The 21,667-nt window shown below is 59.7% G+C and carries 11 protein-coding genes; 6 read left to right on the plus strand and 5 right to left on the minus strand.

The window, feature by feature from the left end; translation table 11 throughout:
* Positions 1-15 precede the first annotated feature (15 nt).
* Both TBK1r_RS27325 and TBK1r_RS27330 read left to right on the plus strand, forming a co-directional pair.
* On the plus strand, positions 16-870 hold the full coding sequence (locus TBK1r_RS27325; protein ID WP_145218051.1) for a fumarylacetoacetate hydrolase family protein: 855 nt from the start codon (positions 16-18) through the stop codon (positions 868-870).
* Positions 871-934: 64 nt separating this feature from the next.
* A complete protein-coding gene (locus tag TBK1r_RS27330) occupies positions 935-2,512 on the plus strand; it encodes an aldehyde dehydrogenase (NADP(+)) (RefSeq protein WP_145218053.1) in 1,578 nt (525 codons plus the stop codon).
* A 1,889-nt stretch (positions 2,513-4,401) separates the two neighbouring features.
* Here TBK1r_RS27330 and clpB read toward each other — a convergent pair.
* Both clpB and dnaK read right to left on the minus strand, forming a co-directional pair.
* Positions 4,402-7,047 carry an ATP-dependent chaperone ClpB gene (gene clpB / locus TBK1r_RS27335; RefSeq protein WP_145218055.1) on the minus strand — a complete coding sequence of 882 codons (2,646 nt, stop codon included), beginning with the start codon at positions 7,045-7,047 and terminating at the stop codon, positions 4,402-4,404.
* A gap of 287 nt (positions 7,048-7,334) precedes the next feature.
* A complete protein-coding gene (gene dnaK, locus TBK1r_RS27340) occupies positions 7,335-9,272 on the minus strand; it encodes a molecular chaperone DnaK (RefSeq protein WP_145218057.1) in 1,938 nt (645 codons plus the stop codon).
* A 642-nt stretch (positions 9,273-9,914) separates the two neighbouring features.
* On the opposite strand from dnaK, the gene TBK1r_RS27345 reads away from it, so the two are divergent.
* The 4 genes from TBK1r_RS27345 to TBK1r_RS27360 all read left to right on the plus strand — a co-directional run bounded on the left by TBK1r_RS27345 (position 9,915) and on the right by TBK1r_RS27360 (position 16,128).
* Positions 9,915-10,556, plus strand: a complete 642-nt coding sequence (locus tag TBK1r_RS27345; protein ID WP_145218059.1) for an RNA polymerase sigma factor — start codon at positions 9,915-9,917, stop codon at positions 10,554-10,556.
* Positions 10,553-12,091, plus strand: coding sequence for a serine/threonine protein kinase (locus TBK1r_RS27350; protein ID WP_145218061.1), 1,539 nt, complete (start codon positions 10,553-10,555; stop codon positions 12,089-12,091). Before TBK1r_RS27345 ends, TBK1r_RS27350 begins: the two co-directional genes overlap by 4 nt.
* A gap of 255 nt (positions 12,092-12,346) precedes the next feature.
* Complete coding sequence (locus tag TBK1r_RS39145; RefSeq protein ID WP_419580455.1) at positions 12,347-14,131, plus strand: hypothetical protein; 1,785 nt, start codon at positions 12,347-12,349, stop codon at positions 14,129-14,131.
* Positions 14,132-14,418: 287 nt separating this feature from the next.
* Complete coding sequence (locus TBK1r_RS27360) at positions 14,419-16,128, plus strand: IS1182 family transposase (RefSeq protein ID WP_419580133.1); 1,710 nt, start codon at positions 14,419-14,421, stop codon at positions 16,126-16,128.
* Between the two features lie 288 nt (positions 16,129-16,416).
* On the opposite strand, the gene TBK1r_RS27365 is transcribed toward TBK1r_RS27360, so the two are convergent.
* The 3 genes from TBK1r_RS27365 to TBK1r_RS27375 all read right to left on the minus strand — a co-directional run bounded on the left by TBK1r_RS27365 (position 16,417) and on the right by TBK1r_RS27375 (position 21,630).
* Entirely contained in the window at positions 16,417-17,874 is a 1,458-nt protein-coding gene (locus TBK1r_RS27365) for a sulfatase family protein (protein ID WP_145218065.1), read from the minus strand.
* 566 nt (positions 17,875-18,440) lie between these two features.
* The gene (locus TBK1r_RS27370) at positions 18,441-19,898 is read right to left on the minus strand and encodes an IS1380 family transposase (RefSeq protein WP_145208447.1); all 1,458 of its coding nucleotides are present in this window, start codon (positions 19,896-19,898) and stop codon (positions 18,441-18,443) included.
* A 442-nt stretch (positions 19,899-20,340) separates the two neighbouring features.
* Positions 20,341-21,630, minus strand: coding sequence for a hypothetical protein (locus tag TBK1r_RS27375; RefSeq protein ID WP_145218066.1), 1,290 nt, complete (start codon positions 21,628-21,630; stop codon positions 20,341-20,343).
* Positions 21,631-21,667 lie beyond the last annotated feature (37 nt).

Consider the following 21,667-nt stretch of genomic DNA (forward strand, 5'->3'; position numbering starts at 1 on the left):
AAAAAGGTTTGACATATGAAAGTAGCAAAATTCTTTGATGCTTCCGACACGATTCGCGTCGGACTGGTCCGCGAAAACGAATTATTTCCGTTGGTGATGACCGATGAAATCGCAAGCCTTTCGGATCTGATCGCCCATTCCACGCCAATTGCTGCTGCCGAATCACTGCAAACCGAAGCCGCGATCGAGATCGATGAGCAACTGCGATGGCTGCCGCCGATCGACCATCAGGAAGTCTGGGCGGCGGGCGTCACCTACAAGCGTTCGCAAACGGCACGGATGGAGGAGTCCGAAGCCGCTGCGTCGTGCTACGACCGCGTCTACAACGCCGATCGCCCCGAATTGTTTTTCAAGGCGACTCCCCATCGTGTGTCTGGTTACGGGCAACCGTTGCGGATTCGATCCGATGCCAGTTGGAACGTGCCCGAACCCGAAATCACGCTGGTGATCAGCCCCCAAATGCGGATCGTGGGATTGACCGTGGGCAATGACATGAGTTCGCGAGACATCGAAGGCGAAAACCCGCTCTATCTGCCGCAAGCGAAGTGTTATGACCAGTGTGCCGGGCTGGGGCCATGGATCACCTTGTTCGACACCTTGCCGCCGGCGGATTCGATTGGCGTCGACTTGCAGATCGTCCGCGACGGCCAAACGGTGTTCGATCAACAAACCAGCGGCGGCCAGATGGCACGAACGTTTGAAAACTTGGTCGACTGGCTCGCCAGAGACAATTCGTTTCCCGCCGGTGCATTTCTGATGACCGGGACGGGGATCGTGCCCACCAGCGATTTCACACTGCTGCCCGGCGACATCGTCAATATCACCATCGACGGCGTCGGCACGCTCAGTAATCCGATCATTCAGGGGTAGGCAGTTGTTCGCGCCCATCGGCTGATCGCCTGTCCCATTCAACACTAAACCCAGGAGCCTCAACATGACCGCAAAAGTACTCCTCGCCGGAACCTGGCGTGACGCCGATTCGGTCGGCACGTTCCAAGCGACCAACCCGAACACCAACGAAAAGCTGCCCACCGAGTTTCCGATCAGCTCGTGGGCCGATTGCGATGCCGCGCTGGATGCCGCCGCCGGAGCGGCTCGCGAAATGCGAACACTTCCCGCCGCGAAGATCGCGGAGTTTTTGGATCTGTACGCCGACAAGATCGACGCGGCCAAAGACAGTCTGGTCGAGGCGGCACACGCCGAAACCGGTTTGGCCAAGTCACCGCGACTGGCCGATGGAGAGTTGCCACGAACCAGTGGCCAACTTCGTTCCGCCGCAGAATCCTGTCGCAGCGGCGATTGGGCGATGGCAACGATCGACACCGCCGCCGGGATTCGCTCCTGCTACGAGCCGCTCGGACCGATCTGTGTGTTCGGTCCCAATAACTTTCCCTTTGCCTTCGGGTCGGTTTCCGGCGGAGACTTTGCCGCGGCGATTGCGGCAGGCAATCCCGTCATCGGCAAAGCCAACAGTTCCCACCCCGAAACGACGCGACTGTTTGCAGAACTTGCTTTGGAAGCCGCAAACGAAACCGGCATGCCCTCTGCCACCGTCCAGTTGATCTATCGCACCGGACACGCCGACGGCGAACGTTTGGTCGCCGATCCACGCGTCGGTGCGACCGGGTACACGGGCAGCCGATCAGCCGGATTGAAACTCAAGGCGGCCGCCGACGCGGCCGGCAAGCCGATCTATTTGGAACTTTCCAGCGTCAACCCGGTCGTCTTGTTGCCGGGCGCCCTGGCCGCCCGCGGCGATGAAATTGTCGACGAGTTTTGCGGCAGCGCGTTGATGGGATCCGGCCAGTTTTGCACCAATCCCGGCGTGGTGTTGGCGATCGCCGGTGAAGGCACTGACAAATTCATCGCCGCGGTCAAAGAACGCTTTGCCGGCTCGCCCGCGGGAACATTGTTGTCACCCGCCGTTGCCGGAAGCTTGAAAGACAGCATCGAGAAACTTTGCGGGTTTGGCGCGGAGTTGTTGGTCGGCGGCGGCGAGGTTGAAGCCGGCCGATGCGCGCTGGCCAACACGTTGATGACCGCGACGGGAAAACAGTTTCTAGACGACCCCGAAGGGTTCCAGACCGAAGCGTTCGGCAATGCATCGCTGGTCGTGGTCACCAAGGACCTGGACGAACTTTGCAGCGTGCTGGCCAGCTTGGAAGGCAACTTGACCGGCTGCGTTTACAGCGATCCGGCCGGCAGCGACGATGCGTCGTACGACCAGGTGGCGTTCGAATTGACGCCGAAGGTCGGGCGGGTGCTCAACGACAAGATGCCGACCGGAGTCGCCGTCTCGGCCGCGATGAATCACGGCGGACCCTATCCGGCGACCGGGCACCCGGGTTTCACCGCCGTCGGCGTCCCCGGATCGTTGCTGCGGTTCGGGAAACTGACCAGCTATGACAACGTCCGGCCGGAACGATTGCCGGCGTTGTTGGCGGACAAGAACCCGACCGGCCAAACCCCACGCCGGATCGACGGCGCGTGGACGACGGCGGATGTGTCGTGATGGTGTCGCCCGGGTGGGATAGGTTGTGGATGCCTACGAGCCTGTCCGTCCGTTTCGCTGCGAAGCAGCGAAACGGGCGGCTGAAGCCTGCACACCAGCGCCGGTTGGTGTCCAGCCTTCAGGCGCATCCCCACGCGCTGCGAAGCAGCAAGACGGGCGGCTGAAGCCTGCACACCAGCGCGTGTTGGTGTCCAGCCTTTAGGCGCATCCCCACGCGCTGCGAAGCAGCAAGACGGGCGGCTGAAGCCTGCACGCCAGCGCCGGTTGGTGTCCAGCCTTGAGGCGCATCCTCACGCGCTGCGAAGCAGCAAGATAGGCGGCTGAAGCCTGCACACCAGCGCTGGTTGGTGTCCAGCCTTTAGGCGCATCCCCACGCGCTGCGAAGCAGCAAGATGGGCGGCTGAAGCCTGCACGCCAGCGCGTGTTGGTGTCCAGCCTTCAGGCGCATCCCCGCGCGCTGCGAAGCAGCAAGACGGGCGGCTGAAGCCTGCACACCAGCGCTGGTTGGTGTCCAGCCTTCAGGCGCATCCTCACGCGCTGCGAAGCAGCAAGACGGGCGGCTGAAGCCTGCACACCAGCGCTGGTTGGTGTCCAGCCTTCAGGCGCATCCTCACGCGCTGCGAAGCAGCAAGACGGGCGGCTGAAGCCTGCACACCAGCGCTGGTTGGTGTCCAGCCTTTAGGCGCATCCCCACGCGCTGCGAAGCAGCAAGACGGGCGGCTGAAGCCTGCACACCAGCGCGTGTTGGTGTCCAGCCTTTAGGCGCATCCCCACGCGCTGCGAAGCAGCAAGACGGGCGGCTGAAGCCTGCACGCCAGCGCCGGTTGGTGTCCAGCCTTGAGGCGCATCCTCACGCGCTGCGAAGCAGCAAGATAGGCGGCTGAAGCCTGCACACCAGCGCTGGTTGGTGTCCAGCCTTTAGGCGCATCCCCACGCGCTGCGAAGCAGCAAGATGGGCGGCTGAAGCCTGCACGCCAGCGCGTGTTGGTGTCCAGCCTTCAGGCGCATCCCCGCGCGCTGCGAAGCAGCAAGACGGGCGGCTGAAGCCTGCACACCAGCGCTGGTTGGTGTCCAGCCTTCAGGCGCATCCTCACGCGCTGCGAAGCAGCAAGACGGGCGGCTGAAGCCTGCACACCAACGCCGGTTGGTGTCCAGCCTTCAGACGCATCCCCACGCGCTGCGGAGCAGCAAGACGGGCGGCTGAAGCCTGCACACCAGCGTCTGTTGGTGTCCAGCCTTCAGGCGCATCCCCACGCGCTGCGAAGCAGCAAGACGGGCGGCTGAAGCCTGCACGCCAGCGCCGGTTGGTGTCCAGCCTTGAGGCGCATCCTCACGCGCTGCGAAGCAGCAAGATAGGCGGCTGAAGCCTGCACACCAGCGCTGGTTGGTGTCCAGCCTTTAGGCGCATCCCCACGCGCTGCGAAGCAGCAAGATGGGCGGCTGAAGCCTGCACGCCAGCGCGTGTTGGTGTCCAGCCTTCAGGCGCATCCCCGCGCGCTGCGAAGCAGCAAGACGGGCGGCTGAAGCCTGCACACCAGCGCTGGTTGGTGTCCAGCCTTTGGGCGCATTCCCGCGCGCTGCGGAGCAGCAAGACGGGCGGCTGAAGCCTGCACACCAGCGCCGGTTGGTGTCCAGCCTTCAGGCGCATCCCTACGCGCTGCGAAGCAGCAAGACGAGCGGCTGAAGCCTGCACACCAGCGTTGGTTGGTGTCCAGCCTTTAGGCGCATCCCCACGCGCTGCGGAGCAGCAAGACGGGCGGCTGAAGCCTGCACACCAGCGCTGGTTGGTGTCCAGCCTTCAGGCGCATCCCCACGCGCTGCGGAGCAGCAAGACGGGCGGCTGAAGCCTGCACACCAGCGCATGTTGGTGTCCAGCCTTCAGGCGATTCTTACTTGAACACGTAGTGCATCCCGTCATGGTCGACCGTGACGGTGCTGCCTTCGGCGAAGTCGCTTTTCAGCAGCGCCGTTGCCAGTTCATTCTGGACTTCACGCTGGATCACGCGTTTGAGCGGGCGTGCACCGTAGGTCGGGTCGTAGCCGGTCTTGGCGATCTCATCGATGGCGGCATCGGTGACCTCAAGCGTCAACCCGTTGTCCTGCAAGCGACGTCCGAGATGGGCGAGTTGCAGTTTGACGATCTTGCGAATTTGCGCTTGATCCAACGGGCGGAAAATGACGGTGTCGTCGATGCGGTTAAGGAACTCGGGCAAGAACCGGGTGCGCAAGGCCTGTTCAACGGCCTCCCGCATCTCCTCTTCGTCTCCACCGTCGGCCGCGATCTGCTGAATCTCTTGGCTTCCCGCGTTGCTGGTCATCACGATCACCGCGTTGGTGAAGTTCACCGTCCGTCCGTGACCATCGGTCAATCGGCCGTCGTCCAACACTTGCAGCAAGATGTTGAACACATCCGGGTGTGCCTTTTCGATTTCATCGAGCAGGATCACGGTGTAGGGACGTCGACGCACGGCCTCGGTCAACTTGCCGCCTTCTTCGTAGCCGACGTATCCGGGCGGCGCACCGATCATCCGGGCGACGCTATGTCGTTCCATGAACTCGGACATGTCGATCCGCACCATCGCGTTCTCGTCGTCGAACATGATTTCGGCGAGCGCCTTGCATAATTCCGTCTTGCCGACGCCGGTCGGTCCGAGGAACAAGAAGGATCCGATCGGTCGGTTCGGGTCGGCCAATCCGCTGCGGCTGCGGCGGACCGCATCGGAGACGGCTCGAACGGCTTCGTCTTGACCGATCACACGGGTGTGCAAGCGTTCCTCCATGACCAGCAGTTTGGCCCGCTCGGTTTCCATCATCCGGCTCACCGGAACACCGGTCCAAGCTGAAACCACTTCAGCGATTTCCTCCGCCGTCACTTCTTTTCGCAGCAGTCGGCGCTCGGGTTCATCGGACGTTTCTTCGTTGGACGAACCTTGATCGCGTTTTTCGATTTCTTCCAGTTTTGATTCCAGCTCTGCCTGACGCGATTGGACTTCCAACATCTCTCGATACAGGTCTTCGGGGTTTTCACCGCGAAGCTGAGTCTGTTTGGCTTCGGCGTCGAGCGTCGCGAATCGGTGCGCCAGTGTTTCGGCTTCCTGGCGAATGGATTGCACGCCTTCGAGCCCGATCTTTTCGCTTTCCCATTGTTCCCGCAGGTCGGCAAGCTCTTTGCCGAGCGATTCCATTTCGGATTGAATCTCTTCGCGGCGGCTCACAATCGATGCATCACCGGAATCTTCGTCTTGAAGTTGTCGCTGGGCGAGTTCCAGTTGACGCAACCGGCGTTGGATGCGGTCGATGGGTTCGGGCACGCTTTCTTTTTCCATCGCCAATCGGCTGGTCGCTTCGTCAACCAGGTCGATGGCCTTGTCCGGCAGAAAGCGTTCGGTGATGTAGCGATCAGCGAGTGTGGCGGCGGCGACCAGGGCGCTGTCGGTAATTCGCACGCCGTGATGAGATTCGTAGCGTGATTTCAGGCCACGGAGAATCGCGATCGAGTCTTCGACCGATGGTTCTTCGACGTAAACCGGTTGGAATCGCCGTTCGAGTGCGGCGTCCTTTTCAATGTGTTGGCGATATTCGTCCAGCGTCGTCGCACCGACACAGCGGAGCGCGCCGCGGGCGAGTTCCGGTTTCAACAAGTTGGCCGCGTCGGGTGAACCTTCCGCCTTGCCCGCGCCGACGACCAGGTGCAGTTCGTCGATGAACAGGATCACGCGTCCATCGGAATCCTTGACTTCTCGCAGCACGGCTTTGAGGCGTTCTTCAAAATCGCCGCGGAACTTTGCCCCGGCGACCAAGGCTCCCATGTCCAGCGCGATGACGCGTTTGTTCTTCAGACTGGTGGGAACATCGGCTTCGAAAATTCGCAGCGCCAAGCCTTCGGCGATCGCGGTCTTTCCTACACCGGGTTGTCCGATCAGGACGGGATTGTTTTTTGTGCGTCGCGACAGGACTTGGATCACCCGACGGATCTCGTTGTCCCGGCCGATGACCGGATCGAGTTTTCCGGCGGCGGCGAGTTGGGTCAGGTCGACGCCGTATTTTTCGAGCGCCTGATAGGTGTCCTCGGCGTTCTGGTCGGTCACGCGTGCGCTGCCACGGATTTCGCTGGCCGCCTTCAAGACGTCGTTGGCGCTGACGCCACACAATGAGAGCAGGCTCTGTGCTTTCGTCTTGGCTTTGGCGATCCCCAGCAACAGATGCTCGGTGCTGACGAATTCGTCTTTCAGCGATTGCGCACTGGTGGCGGCTTCGTTGAGGGCCGATTGCAGTTCCGCGGCGATGCTCGGTTGTCGACCGCCGCTGACCTTGGGCAATTTGTCGAACTCGCTGGTGGTCAGTTCACGCAGTTGGTTCGCATCGGCGTTCATCTTGGACAACAGCGCGGCGGTGATGCCACCGCTTTCGTCGAGCATGGCCGAGAGCAGGTGCAGGGAGGTGATTTCGGGATTGCCGGCCGATGTCGCACGCCCCTGTGCTTCGGCGATCAGGCCTTGGGCTTTGGTGGTCAGTTTGTCGAATCGGAAGGTCATCGCGAATGCTCCTGCGTGGGTGACAAAATCCAGTTGGCATGCACAGCATGCCCTACGTGTCTGAATGAGTTAGCGGAACGGCGTGAGCCGTCCGGTCGCGTTTCAAAAACACCGTGAAATACCGGAGGGCTCGCGCCCTACCGCTAACAAAACACAGCCCGTTTGGTGGTGATGGGGTTCGGTAGGTGCGTAAAAAAAGACGGGCGACATGACGCCCGTCTGTCGTCGCCACCGACCGGCGGTGTGCCGGCCGATGACGTTTGATCGTTCAGACAACCTGTCGTCGTCTAGCTCTTGACTTCGAAGTCGGCGTCGATGGCGTCGTCATCGTCGGAGTCACCGGCCGGTGCGGCTGCTCCGGCGGCCGCGGCGTCTGCGTCGCCACCGGCTGCGGCCGTCTTCTCGTACAAGACTTTGCTGAACGCTTTGGCGGCGGCGTCCAGTTCTTCGGTCGCCTGCTTGATGGCGTTCACATCGTCGGTGCCCGACGCCGTTTTGACTTTTTCGATCGCTTTGTTGAGCGGTTCTTTGTCACCGTCGGAGAGCTTGTCGGCGTGTTCGGTCATCTCTTTTTCGAGCTGGTGAACTTGCTGATTCGCCTTGTTGCGGGCTTCGGCCAATTCGAACTGTTTGCGGTCCTCTTCGGCATTCTGCTCGGCATCGCGACGCATCTTTTCGATGTCGTCATCGCTCAGCGCACCGGCTTCCTTGATTTCAACCTTGGCTTCTTTGCCCGTTTTCAGTTCCTTCGCCGAAACGCTCAGGATGCCGTTTTGGTCGATGTCGAACTTGACTTCGATCTGTGGCACGCCACGCGGTTGAGCCGGGATGCCTTCGAGGTTGAACTCACCGAGCAGCCGGTTATTGGCCGCCATCTTGCGTTCACCTTGGAAGACACGAACAGTCACGGCGGTCTGGTTGTCCGCGGCGGTGCTGAAGACGTTCTTCTTTTCGACCGGGACGGTGGTGTTGCGTTCGACCAATGGGGTCATCACGCCGCCTTCGGTTTCGATCCCCAAGGTCAACGGTGTCACGTCCAGCAACAGCACGTCGGTCCGGTCGCCGGCCAGAACGCTGCCCTGGATCGCGGCACCGATGGCGACGACTTCGTCCGGGTTGACGCCTTGGTGGGGTTCTTTGCCGAAGATCGCCTTGACGATTTCGCGAACCTTGGGCACCCGCGTGCTACCACCGACCAAAACGATTTCGTCGATGTCGCTGGGCGAGAACCCGGCGTCCTTGAGCGCCTGCATGACCGGGGTCTTACATTGTTCGACCAGATCATCGATCAGCTCTTCGAACTTGCTGCGGGTGATCTTCATCGTTAGGTGTTTCGGACCGGCTTGGTCCATCGTGATGAAGGGCAGATTGATGTCGGTCTCGGGCAGGGTCGACAGTTCTTTCTTGGCCTTCTCACATGCTTCTTGCAAGCGTTGCAACGCCATCGGATCATTGCGAAGGTCGATCGCGTTTTCTTTCTTGAACTCGTCGGCGACGTAGTTGATCAACGCTTCGTCAAAGTCGTCACCGCCCAAGTGCGTGTTACCGGAGGTGCTGATGACCTGGAAGACGCGGCTTTCGTTTTCTTCGTCACCACTGTCGGCGACTTCCAAGACGGAGACGTCGAAGGTCCCACCGCCAAGGTCAAAGACGATGATCTTTTCGTCCTTGGCTTTGTCGAGCCCGTAGGCGAGTGCGGCTGCGGTCGGTTCGTTGATGATCCGTGCGACTTCCAGCCCGGCGATCTGGCCGGCGTCCTTGGTCGCTTGACGTTGCGCGTCGTTAAAGTACGCGGGAACCGTGATCACGGCCTTGTTGACCTTGTGACCGAGATAGGACTCGGCGGATTCTTTGAGCTTGCGAAGCACCTTGGCCGAGATTTCCTGCGGCGTGAAGGTCTCGTCGCCGACTTCGATCTTGACGTACTCGTTGGCGGCCCCGACGACACCGTAGGGGACCATCTTCTCTTCCGATTCGACCTCGTGATGACGTCGACCCATGAAACGCTTTGCGGAATAGACGGTGCGTTTGGGGTTGGTGACCGCTTGGCGTCGTGCGGGTTCACCGACAATCGTTTCCTTCTTGTCGGTAAACGCGACCACACTGGGCGTCAGCCGGTTGCCTTCGGGGTTTGGAATGACTTTCGGCTCACTGCCTTCCATGATGGCGACCACACTGTTGGTCGTTCCGAGGTCAATGCCGATGATTTTTTCGCCCTGAGCCATAACGCTTCATCTCCGTGAAAAGTGGATTGTTCGAGGTGGATTCGGCCGTGGCGTTTACCGCGCTGGGATGCACGCTTGGGGGCCGTCGTTGGGTTGTGCTGAACGTGTCAATGTTGATGGTGTTCATGGCAGGCGACCGCCGTCCGATCTGCCTGTCGTTTTCGCCTGCTGAGGCGTCGGTGTGATCGAAAAGCAAAGGACGTGCCAGTCGAACGTTCGTCGCGCAGAAAAACGTCGGCTGCCACTAGGAAACATGCGTATCCTCCGCGAATCGTTAGTTTTCCAGCGGACGAAACTCTCTGGAAACCTTTTTTGGCAGCGTCGCTTGAGAGCGGTTTTGGGGGCTCCAACGGGCAATGCCAGATTGACAGTTCTGGTGCCGGCAGCGGCACCTCGCCGCACCGACAGTCGCGCGCACGCACCGGGACGGTCGCTTGGCCCAACATGGCCATCTGCCAACAGGCTCGCCGCCGACCTCGCCGCCGGCCTCGCCGTCGACCTCGCCGTCGACCTCGCCGTCGACCTCGTCGTCGACGCGATCTTTTTCCTCGCCGGACAGGATTTCTTGTCAGAATCCGATTCCGATGGGGTCTATCACGTGTTCCCCCACACGCTGTGCGTCGTTCTGCGAGAATCGATTGAATGCATCCCTGGCCTGATACCGAACCGAAACTCGTCCGGCGCTTGGCCGACTCGCGAGACGATGCGGCGTGGAACCGCTTCGATACGCTTTACCGCCCGGTGATTTATCGCTACGCCAGGGGCCGTGGGTTGCAACACAGCGACGCCGAAACCCTGGTCGCCGAGGTGATGTCACGGGTGTTTCGCGCCGCCAGCCGGTGGTCCAGCCATTTCGAGCAAGACAACCCGGCCCGTCCGCAACGATTTCGAGCCTGGCTGCGACGCATCGCCGAGAACGCCTTGTTGAACTTGGTCACGCGCCAGTTGTCCAAACGCGGCACCGGAGGCACCAGCGCCCAGATTTCGTTGTCGCAACGCGCTCGCGCCGATGACGCGTCGCGGATCGAGTGGAATCGGCAGCACCAACAGCATCTGTTTGTCACCGCTGCCGGAAACGTTCAGTCCAAGGTCGATGCGGAGCATTGGAAAATCTTCTGGCAGACCCACGTTGACGGCCTTTCGATCGAACAGGCCGCCCAGCAATCGGGGCGCTCGATCGGATCGGTCTATGCCATCCGCAGCCGGATCGTCCGTCGGCTGCGCGATGCCGTCACGCGGATCGAACAACTTGAAGACGTCGGTCTGAGGGAGGGCTCGCGATGACCGATCAAGCGAACTGCCCCGATGAAATCACTTGGCGAGATTGGCTGACCGGCAGCGGCAACGTCGCCGTGGACGAAACGGTATTACAGAGCCATCTGGATGATTGCGAGCGGTGCCAGGGCATGGTGGCGCGTTTGTCGGCCGACGACCCGTTCCTTTGTCAGTCACGCGAGGCGCTTCGATCGACAGGGCTGACCAGTCACGATTGGCAAGTGGGCGATGCCGACGGTGCTGATCGGCCGAGTAGCGAAACATCCAGCCCCGCGATCGTTTCGCTCGTGCAGACGCTGCTCGGTCCCACCGAAGACGAACGGTCGCTCGGTCGGCTGGGACGATTTGAAATCTTGGGCGTGGTCGGCAGCGGCGGTATGGGAATCGTGCTCAAGGCACGCAGCGTCGACATGGACCGTGTCGTCGCGATCAAAATTCCGCAGCCCCAGTATTGGCAATCCCCGCAGACCTTGCTGACGCTTGAACGCGAAGCCCGCTCGGCCGCCGCGGTCGTTCATCCCAACGTGATTTCGATTTATCACGTCGATCGATACCGCGATGTTCCCTATCTGGTGATGCCGTATTTGGCCGGCCAGTCGTTGGAGCAGCGGATTCGCGATTCGGGTCCGATGCCGCTTGATGAAGCGCTGCGGATCACACGTCAAGTTGCGTCCGCGCTGGCAGCGGCACATGCCTGTGGCGTCGTACACCGAGATGTTAAACCCGCCAACATTCTGTTGAACGCCGGAACCGAACGTGCGGTGTTGTCGGATTTCGGCTTGGCCAAAGTGCAAACCGATGCGACGTGCACTGCGACAGGAACATTTGCCGGCACGCCGATTTATCTGTCGCCCGAACAAGCCTCCGGCTGTGGCGCCGGCCCGGCCGGTGACATCTATTCGTTGGGGACGGTGCTGTGGACCATGCTGGTCGGTCAGCCGCCGATGTCCGGCATGCACACGCACGCGATCGTTCGTCGCATCGCCGATTCCCAGCTTCCGCTGCTATCGGATCATTGCCGCGATCTGCCCGTCTGGGTGAATCGATTGATCGCCAAGCTTCACGCCGACATTCCCGCTGATCGACCGCCGGCTGAACAACTGACTCAGTGGATCGAAGCCTGCCAGCGACATCTCGCCGAAGGCGGGTCCGCCCCGATTCCCAAGGAGTTGTCCGTGAACGAAGTCAAGTCGAGACGCACTGCGGCGATCGCTGCAATTTGCCTGGCGACGGTGCTGATCGCCGGAGCGGGCTGGATGATGTTCGACGCATTCGGCGGTGGTTCCGAGACAACACCGCATCGCGAAAAGACGCGCACTGTCCAGCCCCGCAATTCCGGTCCGGTCAAATCAAACGCGTCCGCCCCGCAACCCTCTAAACCGACAACGCCGACCGAATCCGTCGCCGACGCACCATCCAATTCGATTGCGGACGAAACCGACACGTATCTCGACCAAGTCGAAGCGGAGCTGGACCTATTGAACCAAATCGCGCTTCCGCGATTGGAATCCGAACTGCAATCGTTACTTCCCGATTCACCGTGAGGTCTCACCGGGGCTAATCTTCCTGCCTCCAAAATCTTCCTACCTCTCCACGCAACCGCCGTGCCCTGACGCGTCGGTGGGACTCAGGGGAGGGACGGCAGAATGATTCGGGGCAGAATGATGGAAGCAGAATGTTGCAATGCGCGTCGGCTGGCGTCAAACGGCTGATCCCACGAAGCCTCCGTGGACTTGACCCCATCGAAATTCCCCGATCGAAACTTTTTAAATGAAAACGCTTATCAACGGAACCGACTCATGAATCGCACGACCCTCTTGATCTTCTTCGGTTGCCTGCTTGGGGCCCCGATCGCCGCGGCAGTCGACATCACGTTTGTGACACCCGACGGTCAACCGGCCCGCGGCACCAAGTTCTATCGCACCTATCAAGATCCGGGGATGGAGGAAATGGGAATGGACATGATGGGCGGCATGATGATGGGCAGCGGTGGCGGCGCCGAAGATGAGATGTATGGCATGGAGATGGGCATGGGAGACGGCATGGGCATGGGCGGGGGCGGGGGCATGGGAATGGGCATGGGAATGGGCCCTGGGGGGATGCCAACGGCAGGTTTTCCTTCCGCGCCGTACGTTGCATTTCTTGATGGGAAGCCACTGCAACCGATGACCCCGCCTCGAGGCGAACTGTTGACCGCCGGAGACGACGGCTCCATTGATCTGGACAAGGGGATGCTGGTGCGTCATCGCGGCGTTAGTGTGCACGCGGTGTCGGCGTTGGCCGTCCATGAATCGGGATTCAGCTTCATTCCGGCACGAACGACGTTCTCACCGAAAGTCACGCTGCGGCGAGGGGGCAAGCTCATTGTATCCCCGCCGTCGGGTATCGACGCCTCGCGGTATCAAGTCCTGACGTGTTGGCAAAACGGTTTCGCCTATCCCAGCCTGGAAGAATACAAACGGGAACTCAACTCATCCCAGGCGTTGGGCAAACAACTTGACGCCGACGATTGGCGATTCAGTCCACGGTTTCGATGGTACCAAACCGCCGAGTTGGGCGAAGTGATTTCGGTCCCGCCGGGTGAGGTTCGGGTGACGATCGTGCCTCGGCTTGCCAACGCACCGGACCCCTCGGATCGTGGTTCGGCGCAGTGGTTCGAATGGCTCACCGCGAGAGGCCCCAGCACGATCGTTGTGGTTTCGGGCTCGTCACCCGATCCGATCACCGTGGAGTTTCCGGTGTTGCGATCGTTGGTCCTACGTGCCCCAGGAAGGAGCGACGACACGCTTCCTGAATGGGGCGATCAATCATCGCCTCGCTACTATCTCGAACCGTTCCATCGCCAGTCGTTCGGGGATACGCCGACCCTGACAACACCTCCCGCATCGGCCGTGACCTCGCGATCAACGATGGCCAAGTTTTTGAACCAGCGACGCGACGAGCGAGCTGCCTATCAAAAGGTGCGATTGCCTTCGTCGACCGATGGTCGGAACATCCGGTTCGATCTGCTGCGGCCCGGCTGGTATGTCATCATTCGGGTCGGTGATGACGGTCTCACCACGCGGGGCATTCCCGTCATCGATTGGGAACAAGGCGATGGCGTCGCCACGGCAGTCTTGGCCGAAGAAAAAATCAAAGGTGTCGATGGGGCTCTGGAATTGGCCGTCACCAAGACCGGGCAGGCAATCTTTCGCAGCGATCGGTCCGCGGAAAGCGCCGCTGAGGGATCGGCCGACACGCGAAGATCTGACGCCGAGAAATTGAAACTCGTCCAAACGCTGCGACGCGATATCGAAGCGACGGTGGCGAGATTGGCCAAGCATCGAAAGCGGTTGATGGAACTCGAAGCCACGCTGCGCCGTAAACTGTTGCCGCCCAACCCCAATCAAGACCCCTTCGGCGGACCCGGCGTGATGGAAGACCCCTTCGGCGGACCAAGCGGCGGTGCCGATCCATTCGGAGGAGGTGATCCGTTCGGCGAGGGCGGCGGGACATCGAGCGATGATCCGTTCGGTGGCAGCCCGCAAACGGTTGAACCGTCTGGCGGCGGCGCTTCATTTGGAGCGGACCCGTTCGGTGGATGAGGCCGTCGGGGACGACGTGGAAAGTTTGGCTGATGCATTTCGCGTCCCGCGGCGTCGCGGAACCATTCACGGCCGCCGACCCCAACGGGCTACGCTGTGACGCAATTTTTAGCGGTAGGGCGCGAGCCCTCCGGTGTTTCATGTTTTTAGCGGTAGGGCGCGAGCGGCCTGTCGGTTTAGTGTATCCACAAAACGAGGGGAGGTGGCTTAGTAGGCATCGTCACGATGTTTGCTATTCTTGGCGGATCGTCGTCGCGATTCACTTCTCACGCAGGGAGGCTTGCCCAGTGAGCCAGAGACAACCCAAGACCAGCTATTGGCAGGAAGCTCCTACACCACGCGGGCAACTGGTCCTCATTCCCACCGCCCTGGAGGAACTCATCCCTCAGGATCATCCCGTTCGCTTGGTCGACGAGATTCTCGATCAGATGGACTGGACTGATTGGGAGGCGGCCTACAACGGCGGATTCGGTCAGCCGCCGATCCATCCCAGCGTAATGGCAAAGATCCTGCTGTTTGCCATGATTCGGCGAATCCGATCCAGCCGGAACATTGAATACGAACTCAAGCATTCGATCGATTTTATCTGGCTTAGCAGCGGTCGCCGCATCGATCACAGCACGATCAGCGACTTCCGCCGAAACAATAGTGATGCAGTCAAAGGCATCTTCAAACAAATGGTCAAGCTGGCGATCAACCTGGGGATCGCCAATCTCTCGGAACTGTGCATCGACGGCACACGCATCCTGGCTGACGCCAACAAATACAAGACTTGGACGGCCAAACGATTAGCCAAAGCACTCGAAGAACTTGACGCGCAAATTGATGAGGCCCTGGAAACCTTCGAAGTCAACGACGCATGCGACGAAGATCTCATCGGCCAGGACGTTTCGGCGGACCGCCTCCCCGCCGCCGTCGCCAACTTGAAGTCACGCCGCTCACAACTGGCCGCTCATCTGGAGACGGTCAATGCGATGGACGAAGTCCGCAGGAAAAATGGGACGAAGGGCCCCGCCCAGTTACCCAAGACTGACACGGACAGTCGCATTCTTCCCAATAAGGAGGGTGGTTACGCAGCCAACTTTACTCCGATGGCGACGACCGAAACGCAGAGCGGCCTGATCGTTGCGGCGGACGTCTTGATCGGCAACGTCGAACACCACGAATTTGCCACCATCGTCGACTGTGTGGCCAACGACTTTGGAATTGACATTAAGCGAGTCATGGCTGACTCGGCTTACACGACGGGCAAAAACCTCACTGCGGCTGAGGAAAAACAGATCGAACTGATTGGCCCGCTTGCCGAAACCAATCGCGAGAACAACCCTGCCGAGCGTTCGGATTTGACTGAGCCCGTTGCCGCCGATCAGATTGATCAGTTGCCGGTTAATCCACAAACCAAACGATTTGACAAAGCAGCGTTTGTGTACGACGAAGCGAACGACTGCTATTACTGCCCGGCAGGCAAAGTGCTTTCACATCGGACGACCGAGAACACGACGCATGGCGACGGCTCTCCGGTGCAGCGAAAGGTTTACACCTGTTTTGAATGCGAGGGCTGCACGCTGGCTGGGCGTTGTCGCAAGAACGTGAAGCCAAAAGACGAGGCAAGCAGCAGCGAGGCATCGTCCCAGGAGTCCAGCGAAGCGACCTCGTCGGACAAGCGAGCGGGCAAGCGACGTGGTCGCAAGCCTGGCCCGCCACGTGGTCGCGAGACGATGCATGATGAGCATGAAGGAGCGCGACGTCGGCAGCGTGCGCGAATGGAAACGCCTGCAGCCAAAGAGGCTTACTCTCGTCGTCAGCATTTCGGTGAAACGCCTTTCGCCGTGATCAAGAGCACGCTTGATATGCGGCGATTCCTGCTTCGAGGTATCGCAGGTGTGAATCAAGAATGGCGCTGGGCGGCGACCGGATTCAATCTGAAGAAAATCATGAGTTACTTGGCGAAGCTGCGCGCCGCCGCGGCGACACAATCGCTCGGAACAGCAAACTAGGGGAGATAGGGGGCATTTCGAACGAAATCCGCCACAAGCGAACGCCACGATCCCGTCAACACGCTTACCAACGACTCTGGATGCCCCGCATAGCACCATAAAAGCCTCGTCCGGAACCAAAATCGAATCAACCGTCCCCAGGAACTAAATCGACAGGCCGCGAGCCCTCCGGTGTTTCGGGAACGATGAGGGACCGGAGGGCTTGCGCCCTGCCGCTAACACCTCGTCAAACACAGGGGAAAAATGCTTCACAGCGTTGCCCGCTGGGGTTCCTTCCCTTCTTTGCTTTCACTTGCCCGGCCGCTTGTTGATCACGATCTCGGCGTCGTTGGTTTGCGGCAATCCGGGAGTGCTGCGGCCGCGTTTGACCTGTTCTTCCAGCAACTCTCGAAGTTCCTCCACCTTGCCTTGATGGTCTCTCGCCAGATTCGTCTGCTCGCCCAAGTCCCCGTCCATGTCGATCAACTGCACCATCGGCAATCCTTCTTTCTCGTATTTTTCCCAGGACTTTTTGGACGGTCGGGCGCCCGTCCATCCTCCGGAATCCGGGCACAGCGAGAGTTTCCAGTTGTGTTGGCGAATCGCAAAGTAGCCGCTGACGCTGTGATGGATGACGTCCTGTCGATCGTGTTCGGTTTCTCCTTTCAATAACGGCAAAAAGCTGATGCTGTCTTCGGCGGCGTTGTCGGGCAGTTCCAAATCCAAGATGTCCGCGACCGTGCGTGTGACGTCGGTCAAGCAGACCAGCCCGCTCGATCGGGAACCCGACTGCACCACGCCCGGCCAGGAAACCAGGAACGGGACGCGGTGGCCGCCGTCCCAAATGTCTGCTTTGGATCCACGCAGATCGCCGCTGGGAAAGTGTCCCATTTCTTGAAGCTGACCGATCTTCGATGTCGGTCCCGAGGTTCCGTTGTCGCTGCTACACAAGATCAACGTGTTGTCCAACAGGCCGTTGTCACGGAGCGCGTCAACGACTTTGCCGAAGCTGTCGTCGGTTTGCATGACGAAGTCCGCGTGTGCATTGAGCCCGCTCTTGCCTTGCCACTGTTTGGTCGGAATGACCGGGCTGTGCGGCGAACTCCAGGGCACGTACAGGAAAAACGGTTCCGATTGGTCTTTGCGCGATTCGATGTATTCGACGGCCGTTTTCGTCAGTCGCGGCAGCATCTCGATCGGCTCGATCGTTTCGGTGACGACGTCGTTGTCGATCCAGGTTTCGATTTGTCGGGCGTGATGAAAGCCATGGAACTCATCAAATCCGCCGCGGTCGATCGGGCCGTGAGTGACCTTGGCGCCGACCGGGACCGCTTTGGCAATGTGTTGTCCATCGAACAGCATGCCGAGGTGCCACTTGCCGATGACGGCGGTGTGATACCCCTGAGACGACAGCAGTTTGGCCAAGGTCAGCCGGTTGGTGTCGATCAAGGACGGACCGCCGGTCAGCACACCGCTTTGCAGGCGCGTTCGCCACGCGTAGCGCCCCGTCAACAGACCGTAGCGGGTCGGTGTGCAAACCGATGAACCGCTGTGGGCGTCGGTAAAGACCATGCCGCCGGCGGCGATCGCATCCAATTGCGGCGTCGGGATTTTGCCACGTCGGGGATTGAGACACTGCAGCTCGCCGAACCCCATGTCGTCGGCCAACATGATCACAATGTTCGGTCGATCGGCGGCACGGCCGTTGGTGGTCAGCACGATCGAACACGCAAGTAGAGCAACGAAGGCTCGAAGGGTTTGGTTCATGACGAGTCACCAAGTGGGAGTCAAAGGAGGATTGATAGTCGATGTTTAATTTCGCGCAGGTTGGTGTTTAGCCTTTAGGCGATTCTTTTCGCTGCTCCGCAGCGAGCGTGGGCGGCTAAAGCCTGCACACCAGCGCGGGTTGGTGTTTAGCCTTTAGGCGATTCCGTTTCGCTGCTCCGCAGCGAGCGTGGGCGGCTAAAGCCTGCACACCAGCGCAGGTTGGTGTTTAGCCTTTAGGCGATTCTGTTTCGCTGCTCCGCAGCGAGTGTGGGCGGCTAAAGCCTGCACACCAGCGCGGGTTGGTGTTTAGCCTTTAGGCGATTCCGTTTCGCTGCTCCGCAGCGAGTGTGGGCGGCTAAAGCCTGCACACCAGCGCGGGTTGGTGTTTAGCCTTTAGCCCGGATATTGCATCCGCTGACTGGTTGACTCTGATTTTAGACTGAGTTACGGCGAGGCTGTCCACGATAGCCGGTTTTTGCTGCAATCGATTCGCTGCGGGCAGAGGGCCCCCTACCCCCAGACGACCGGAAGTCGCTGCGCGGTGCCACACGATGCGATGGGAGTGGCTAATCGCTACGGCACAGACGTGCCAGCACCTGATTGAACAGCGGTTCCCAGGGGCAATGGCTGCAAAGATGAAATACCACCCGACGACAAGTCACTCGAACTCGGGCTGCTATTTTCAACAGTCGCAATCGAATCGTGTCCACACGTAGACGACTCTGTTTCGTTCCACTCAGGCCCAGGCGACGCAACCCATCGAGTAGAACGTAAGCAAATGATGAAAGCATCACGCGGAACTGATTGGCAATAAAACGGGTGCAACTGGTGCGATCAGCGAACAGACAAAGCTGTTGCTCTTTGATCCGATTCTCCATCTCGCCACGCATGCAGTAGTGCTCTCGATAAAACTTCTCCGGGTCATAAGCGACAGAGCACCATGTCCCTGGAGTCTTAACTTGTAGCGGCTGCCTTTTGCCATCGACCATCGGTCGATGGTAGGTCGTGTCGACAATGTCGTCACTTGAGAAACAGTTTGTTACGACGAAGCGAGGATTGGGGCCTTTGGCGGTATACTCTGCTTTGCCGACCACCCAGCGATGGCGGTCCCACGTCCTGCCGGTGCGATAGCGAAACCACTTGTAAAAGGCTTGTTTGCCACCACGGTGGAATCTCTCGACTCTTGCGCGAGTCATTTCGCAGGCAATTTGCTTGACCAAAACCTTATTCTTGGGCAAACCAAAGACGTAGTGGACATCGTTTTTGTCGCACCAGCGCATGAGGCGTTCGATCGCAAAACCTCCGTCACCACGAAGGGTGATTTTGACCCGAGGCCATCGTTGGCGGATCCTTGCAACAAGCAATTTTGTGATTCCGCGTGCGTGATGGCCATCACCGAGGTTGGCTGGACGAAGATACGAGACGAGAAGTTGGTCGCCGCAAAACACGTACAGAGGTTGGAAGCAATAGCTGTCGTAGTAGGCATTGAAAGCCTTTTTATCTTGATCGCCGTGTACCTTGTCGTCCGTTGCGTCTAGATCGAGTGTGATTTCATCAGGCGGGGTGTCGAAGCTGTCAAGAAAAATGTCGACGAGGATCTTGCTGAGTTCGAAGAGTTCTTTTTTGGTGATTCGGTTTTCAAATCGGGAATGAGTCGAGGGGCTCGCCAGAGTGGGATCCCAATCGTCATCCGACCTGTCATTGATTCGAGGGGGCCGTCCGGCGGCGACTTGAAAGGCGGCATCATCGCGAAGCTGCTGTTGATCGTTTGCGTCTTCGTATCCGGCCGCGATCGCAAAGATTCGACTGATAAGGATTTCCGCTTGAGAATGAACGGTGTGAATCGGATCACGCGGGTCGTGAATCGCTTGGTCGATCCGCTTGATCAAATTGAGCTTTTTGTCGACTTCGCGAAGCAGGACGAGGCCCCCATCGGAAGTGAGCGATCCGCCGTCGAAATCTACCTCAACGGCCTGCCTTCTGAGGCGTTTCAATGCGGGACGATTTCGTTTACGCTTTGTCATTGCCGAAAGCCTTGGTTTTGTGGTCTATGAAGTGTCGTAACTCCAATAGATACACGAACTAAGGCTTTCGCGCTATAGGGGCAGTCGAATAAGCGGATGCAATATCCGGGTTAGGCGCATCCCCACTCGCTGCGGAGCAGCGAAATGGGCGGCTAAAGCCTGCACACCAGCAACCGTTGGTGTCCAGCCTTTAGGCGCATCCCCACTCGCTGCGGAGCAGCGAACCTGGGCGGCTAAAGCCTGCACACCAGCAACCGTTGGTGTCCAGCCTTTAGGCGATTCCGTTTCGCTGCTCCGCAGCGAGTGTGGGCGGCTAAAGCCTGCACACCAGCGCAGGTTGGTGTTTAGCCTTTAGGCGATTCTTTTCGCTGCTCCGCAGCGAGTGTGGGCGGCTAAAGCCTGCACACCAGCGCGGGTTGGTGTTTAGCCATCGTACTGCAAATTATGCCTGTTTCAGCACCTCGGCGATGTCCAGCAGATAGACCTGGCGGCCTCCATCGTGTGGGCTGTCGATGGCGACTTGGGTTCCGTCGTTGCTGCTGCGGGGATGCGTGTCACAGCGCCATTCGCCGGTGTACGCCGGTGGCGAGGGGAAGTGGCCGAGGTCAAACCGTCGCCCGCTGGGGACGTGATACAGATAGACCGTTTGTCGCCGCGTCTTGCGGTCGGGATAGGTGTCGTTGAGGATCCAGTCTTGATAGGGGGCCGGCAGATAGGTGTTGTGTCCGTTGGTCGGCATCTTGTCATGGCCGACCGGGCGAACGTGATCGGTTTGGTCGACGAATTCGTAGAACCCTGCTTTTTGTCCGGCCGGTTTGGTCCACATCGTGACCGCATCGCTGCCTTTCCAGATGAAGTGCGAAGTGTAACCGGACGGATCGAGCACGTATCGGTCCGTGCCGTCGATCGCCGCGGTCAGCATGCGTGTGACAAACCCGCCTTTGAACTGCAACGTCTTGGGATCAAACTCGGGGCGATAGCGATGCAAGACGATGAAGCGTTGCGCGTCCGGGCTGATCAACAGATGGTTGAAGTAGTGCCACGCTTGGGCATGGTTGTCGCCGTCGGGCCAAGGCATCGCCGCGACATCGGCCAACGACAGGATCAGTTCCTCTTGCCCGGTTTCCAGGTCCACCCGCCAGATCCCCGAATCAGCCGGCGCACGCACGGCAACATTGGGATCGGCCAATCCGTCGTATCCGTAACCGGGACGCAGATTGTCGATGCGTCGAAAGTCAGCCGACAAACCAAAGCTGCCGTCCGGCGACACGGTGTAAATCGGTTTGTTGATCGTGCGTGTCGTTTGGGTGTCGGTCGAATAGATGCGGCAAACGAACGAGTCGCCTTGACGGTCGTTCCACAAGATCCGTTTGCCATCGTCGCCCAACCATTGCAGCATGCAGCCCTGCTGCCATCCCCAGGCCTTGCTGGTTCCGATGGGGTGCCAGCGATCGCCATTGCCGGTGTCCGCGTAACCCACGGCAATGCTGTCGTCCGCGGTCGGCGAACGGCCTTCGAAGGAAACTTCGTTGGAAAGCACGAGCGTGTTGGTCGGATCAAACTCGCGTTTGTCGTAGTAGCCGAACCAATGGTTCTTGGGGCCACGGGTGATCGCTCGGCACGGAACGAATGTTTCCAGCGGCCCGGTTTCCGCGGCATCGATTGCGGCGTGGTTGACAGCGATCGCGGACGAGGCGGCGATCGCACCAAATTGGCGTCGAGAGAGTTTCATGAAGGAATCGGATCGGTGAAGCTGGGGAAGCAGGTGG

It is taken from the genome of Stieleria magnilauensis (assembly GCA_007753675.1).
GTDB lineage: Bacteria > Planctomycetota > Planctomycetia > Pirellulales > Pirellulaceae > Stieleria > Stieleria magnilauensis.

Coding starts and splice junctions, on each gene's coding strand:
- dnaK (WP_145218057.1), bottom strand. CDS start 9,272: ATGGCTCAGGGCGAAAAAATCATCGGCATTGACCTCGGAACGACCAAC.
- TBK1r_RS27365 (WP_145218065.1), bottom strand. CDS start 17,874: ATGAACCAAACCCTTCGAGCCTTCGTTGCTCTACTTGCGTGTTCGATC.
- clpB (WP_145218055.1), bottom strand. CDS start 7,047: ATGACCTTCCGATTCGACAAACTGACCACCAAAGCCCAAGGCCTGATC.
- TBK1r_RS39145 (WP_419580455.1), top strand. CDS start 12,347: ATGAATCGCACGACCCTCTTGATCTTCTTCGGTTGCCTGCTTGGGGCC.
- TBK1r_RS27370 (WP_145208447.1), bottom strand. CDS start 19,898: ATGACAAAGCGTAAACGAAATCGTCCCGCATTGAAACGCCTCAGAAGG.
- TBK1r_RS27330 (WP_145218053.1), top strand. CDS start 935: ATGACCGCAAAAGTACTCCTCGCCGGAACCTGGCGTGACGCCGATTCG.
- TBK1r_RS27350 (WP_145218061.1), top strand. CDS start 10,553: ATGACCGATCAAGCGAACTGCCCCGATGAAATCACTTGGCGAGATTGG.
- TBK1r_RS27375 (WP_145218066.1), bottom strand. CDS start 21,630: ATGAAACTCTCTCGACGCCAATTTGGTGCGATCGCCGCCTCGTCCGCG.
- TBK1r_RS27345 (WP_145218059.1), top strand. CDS start 9,915: ATGCATCCCTGGCCTGATACCGAACCGAAACTCGTCCGGCGCTTGGCC.
- TBK1r_RS27325 (WP_145218051.1), top strand. CDS start 16: ATGAAAGTAGCAAAATTCTTTGATGCTTCCGACACGATTCGCGTCGGA.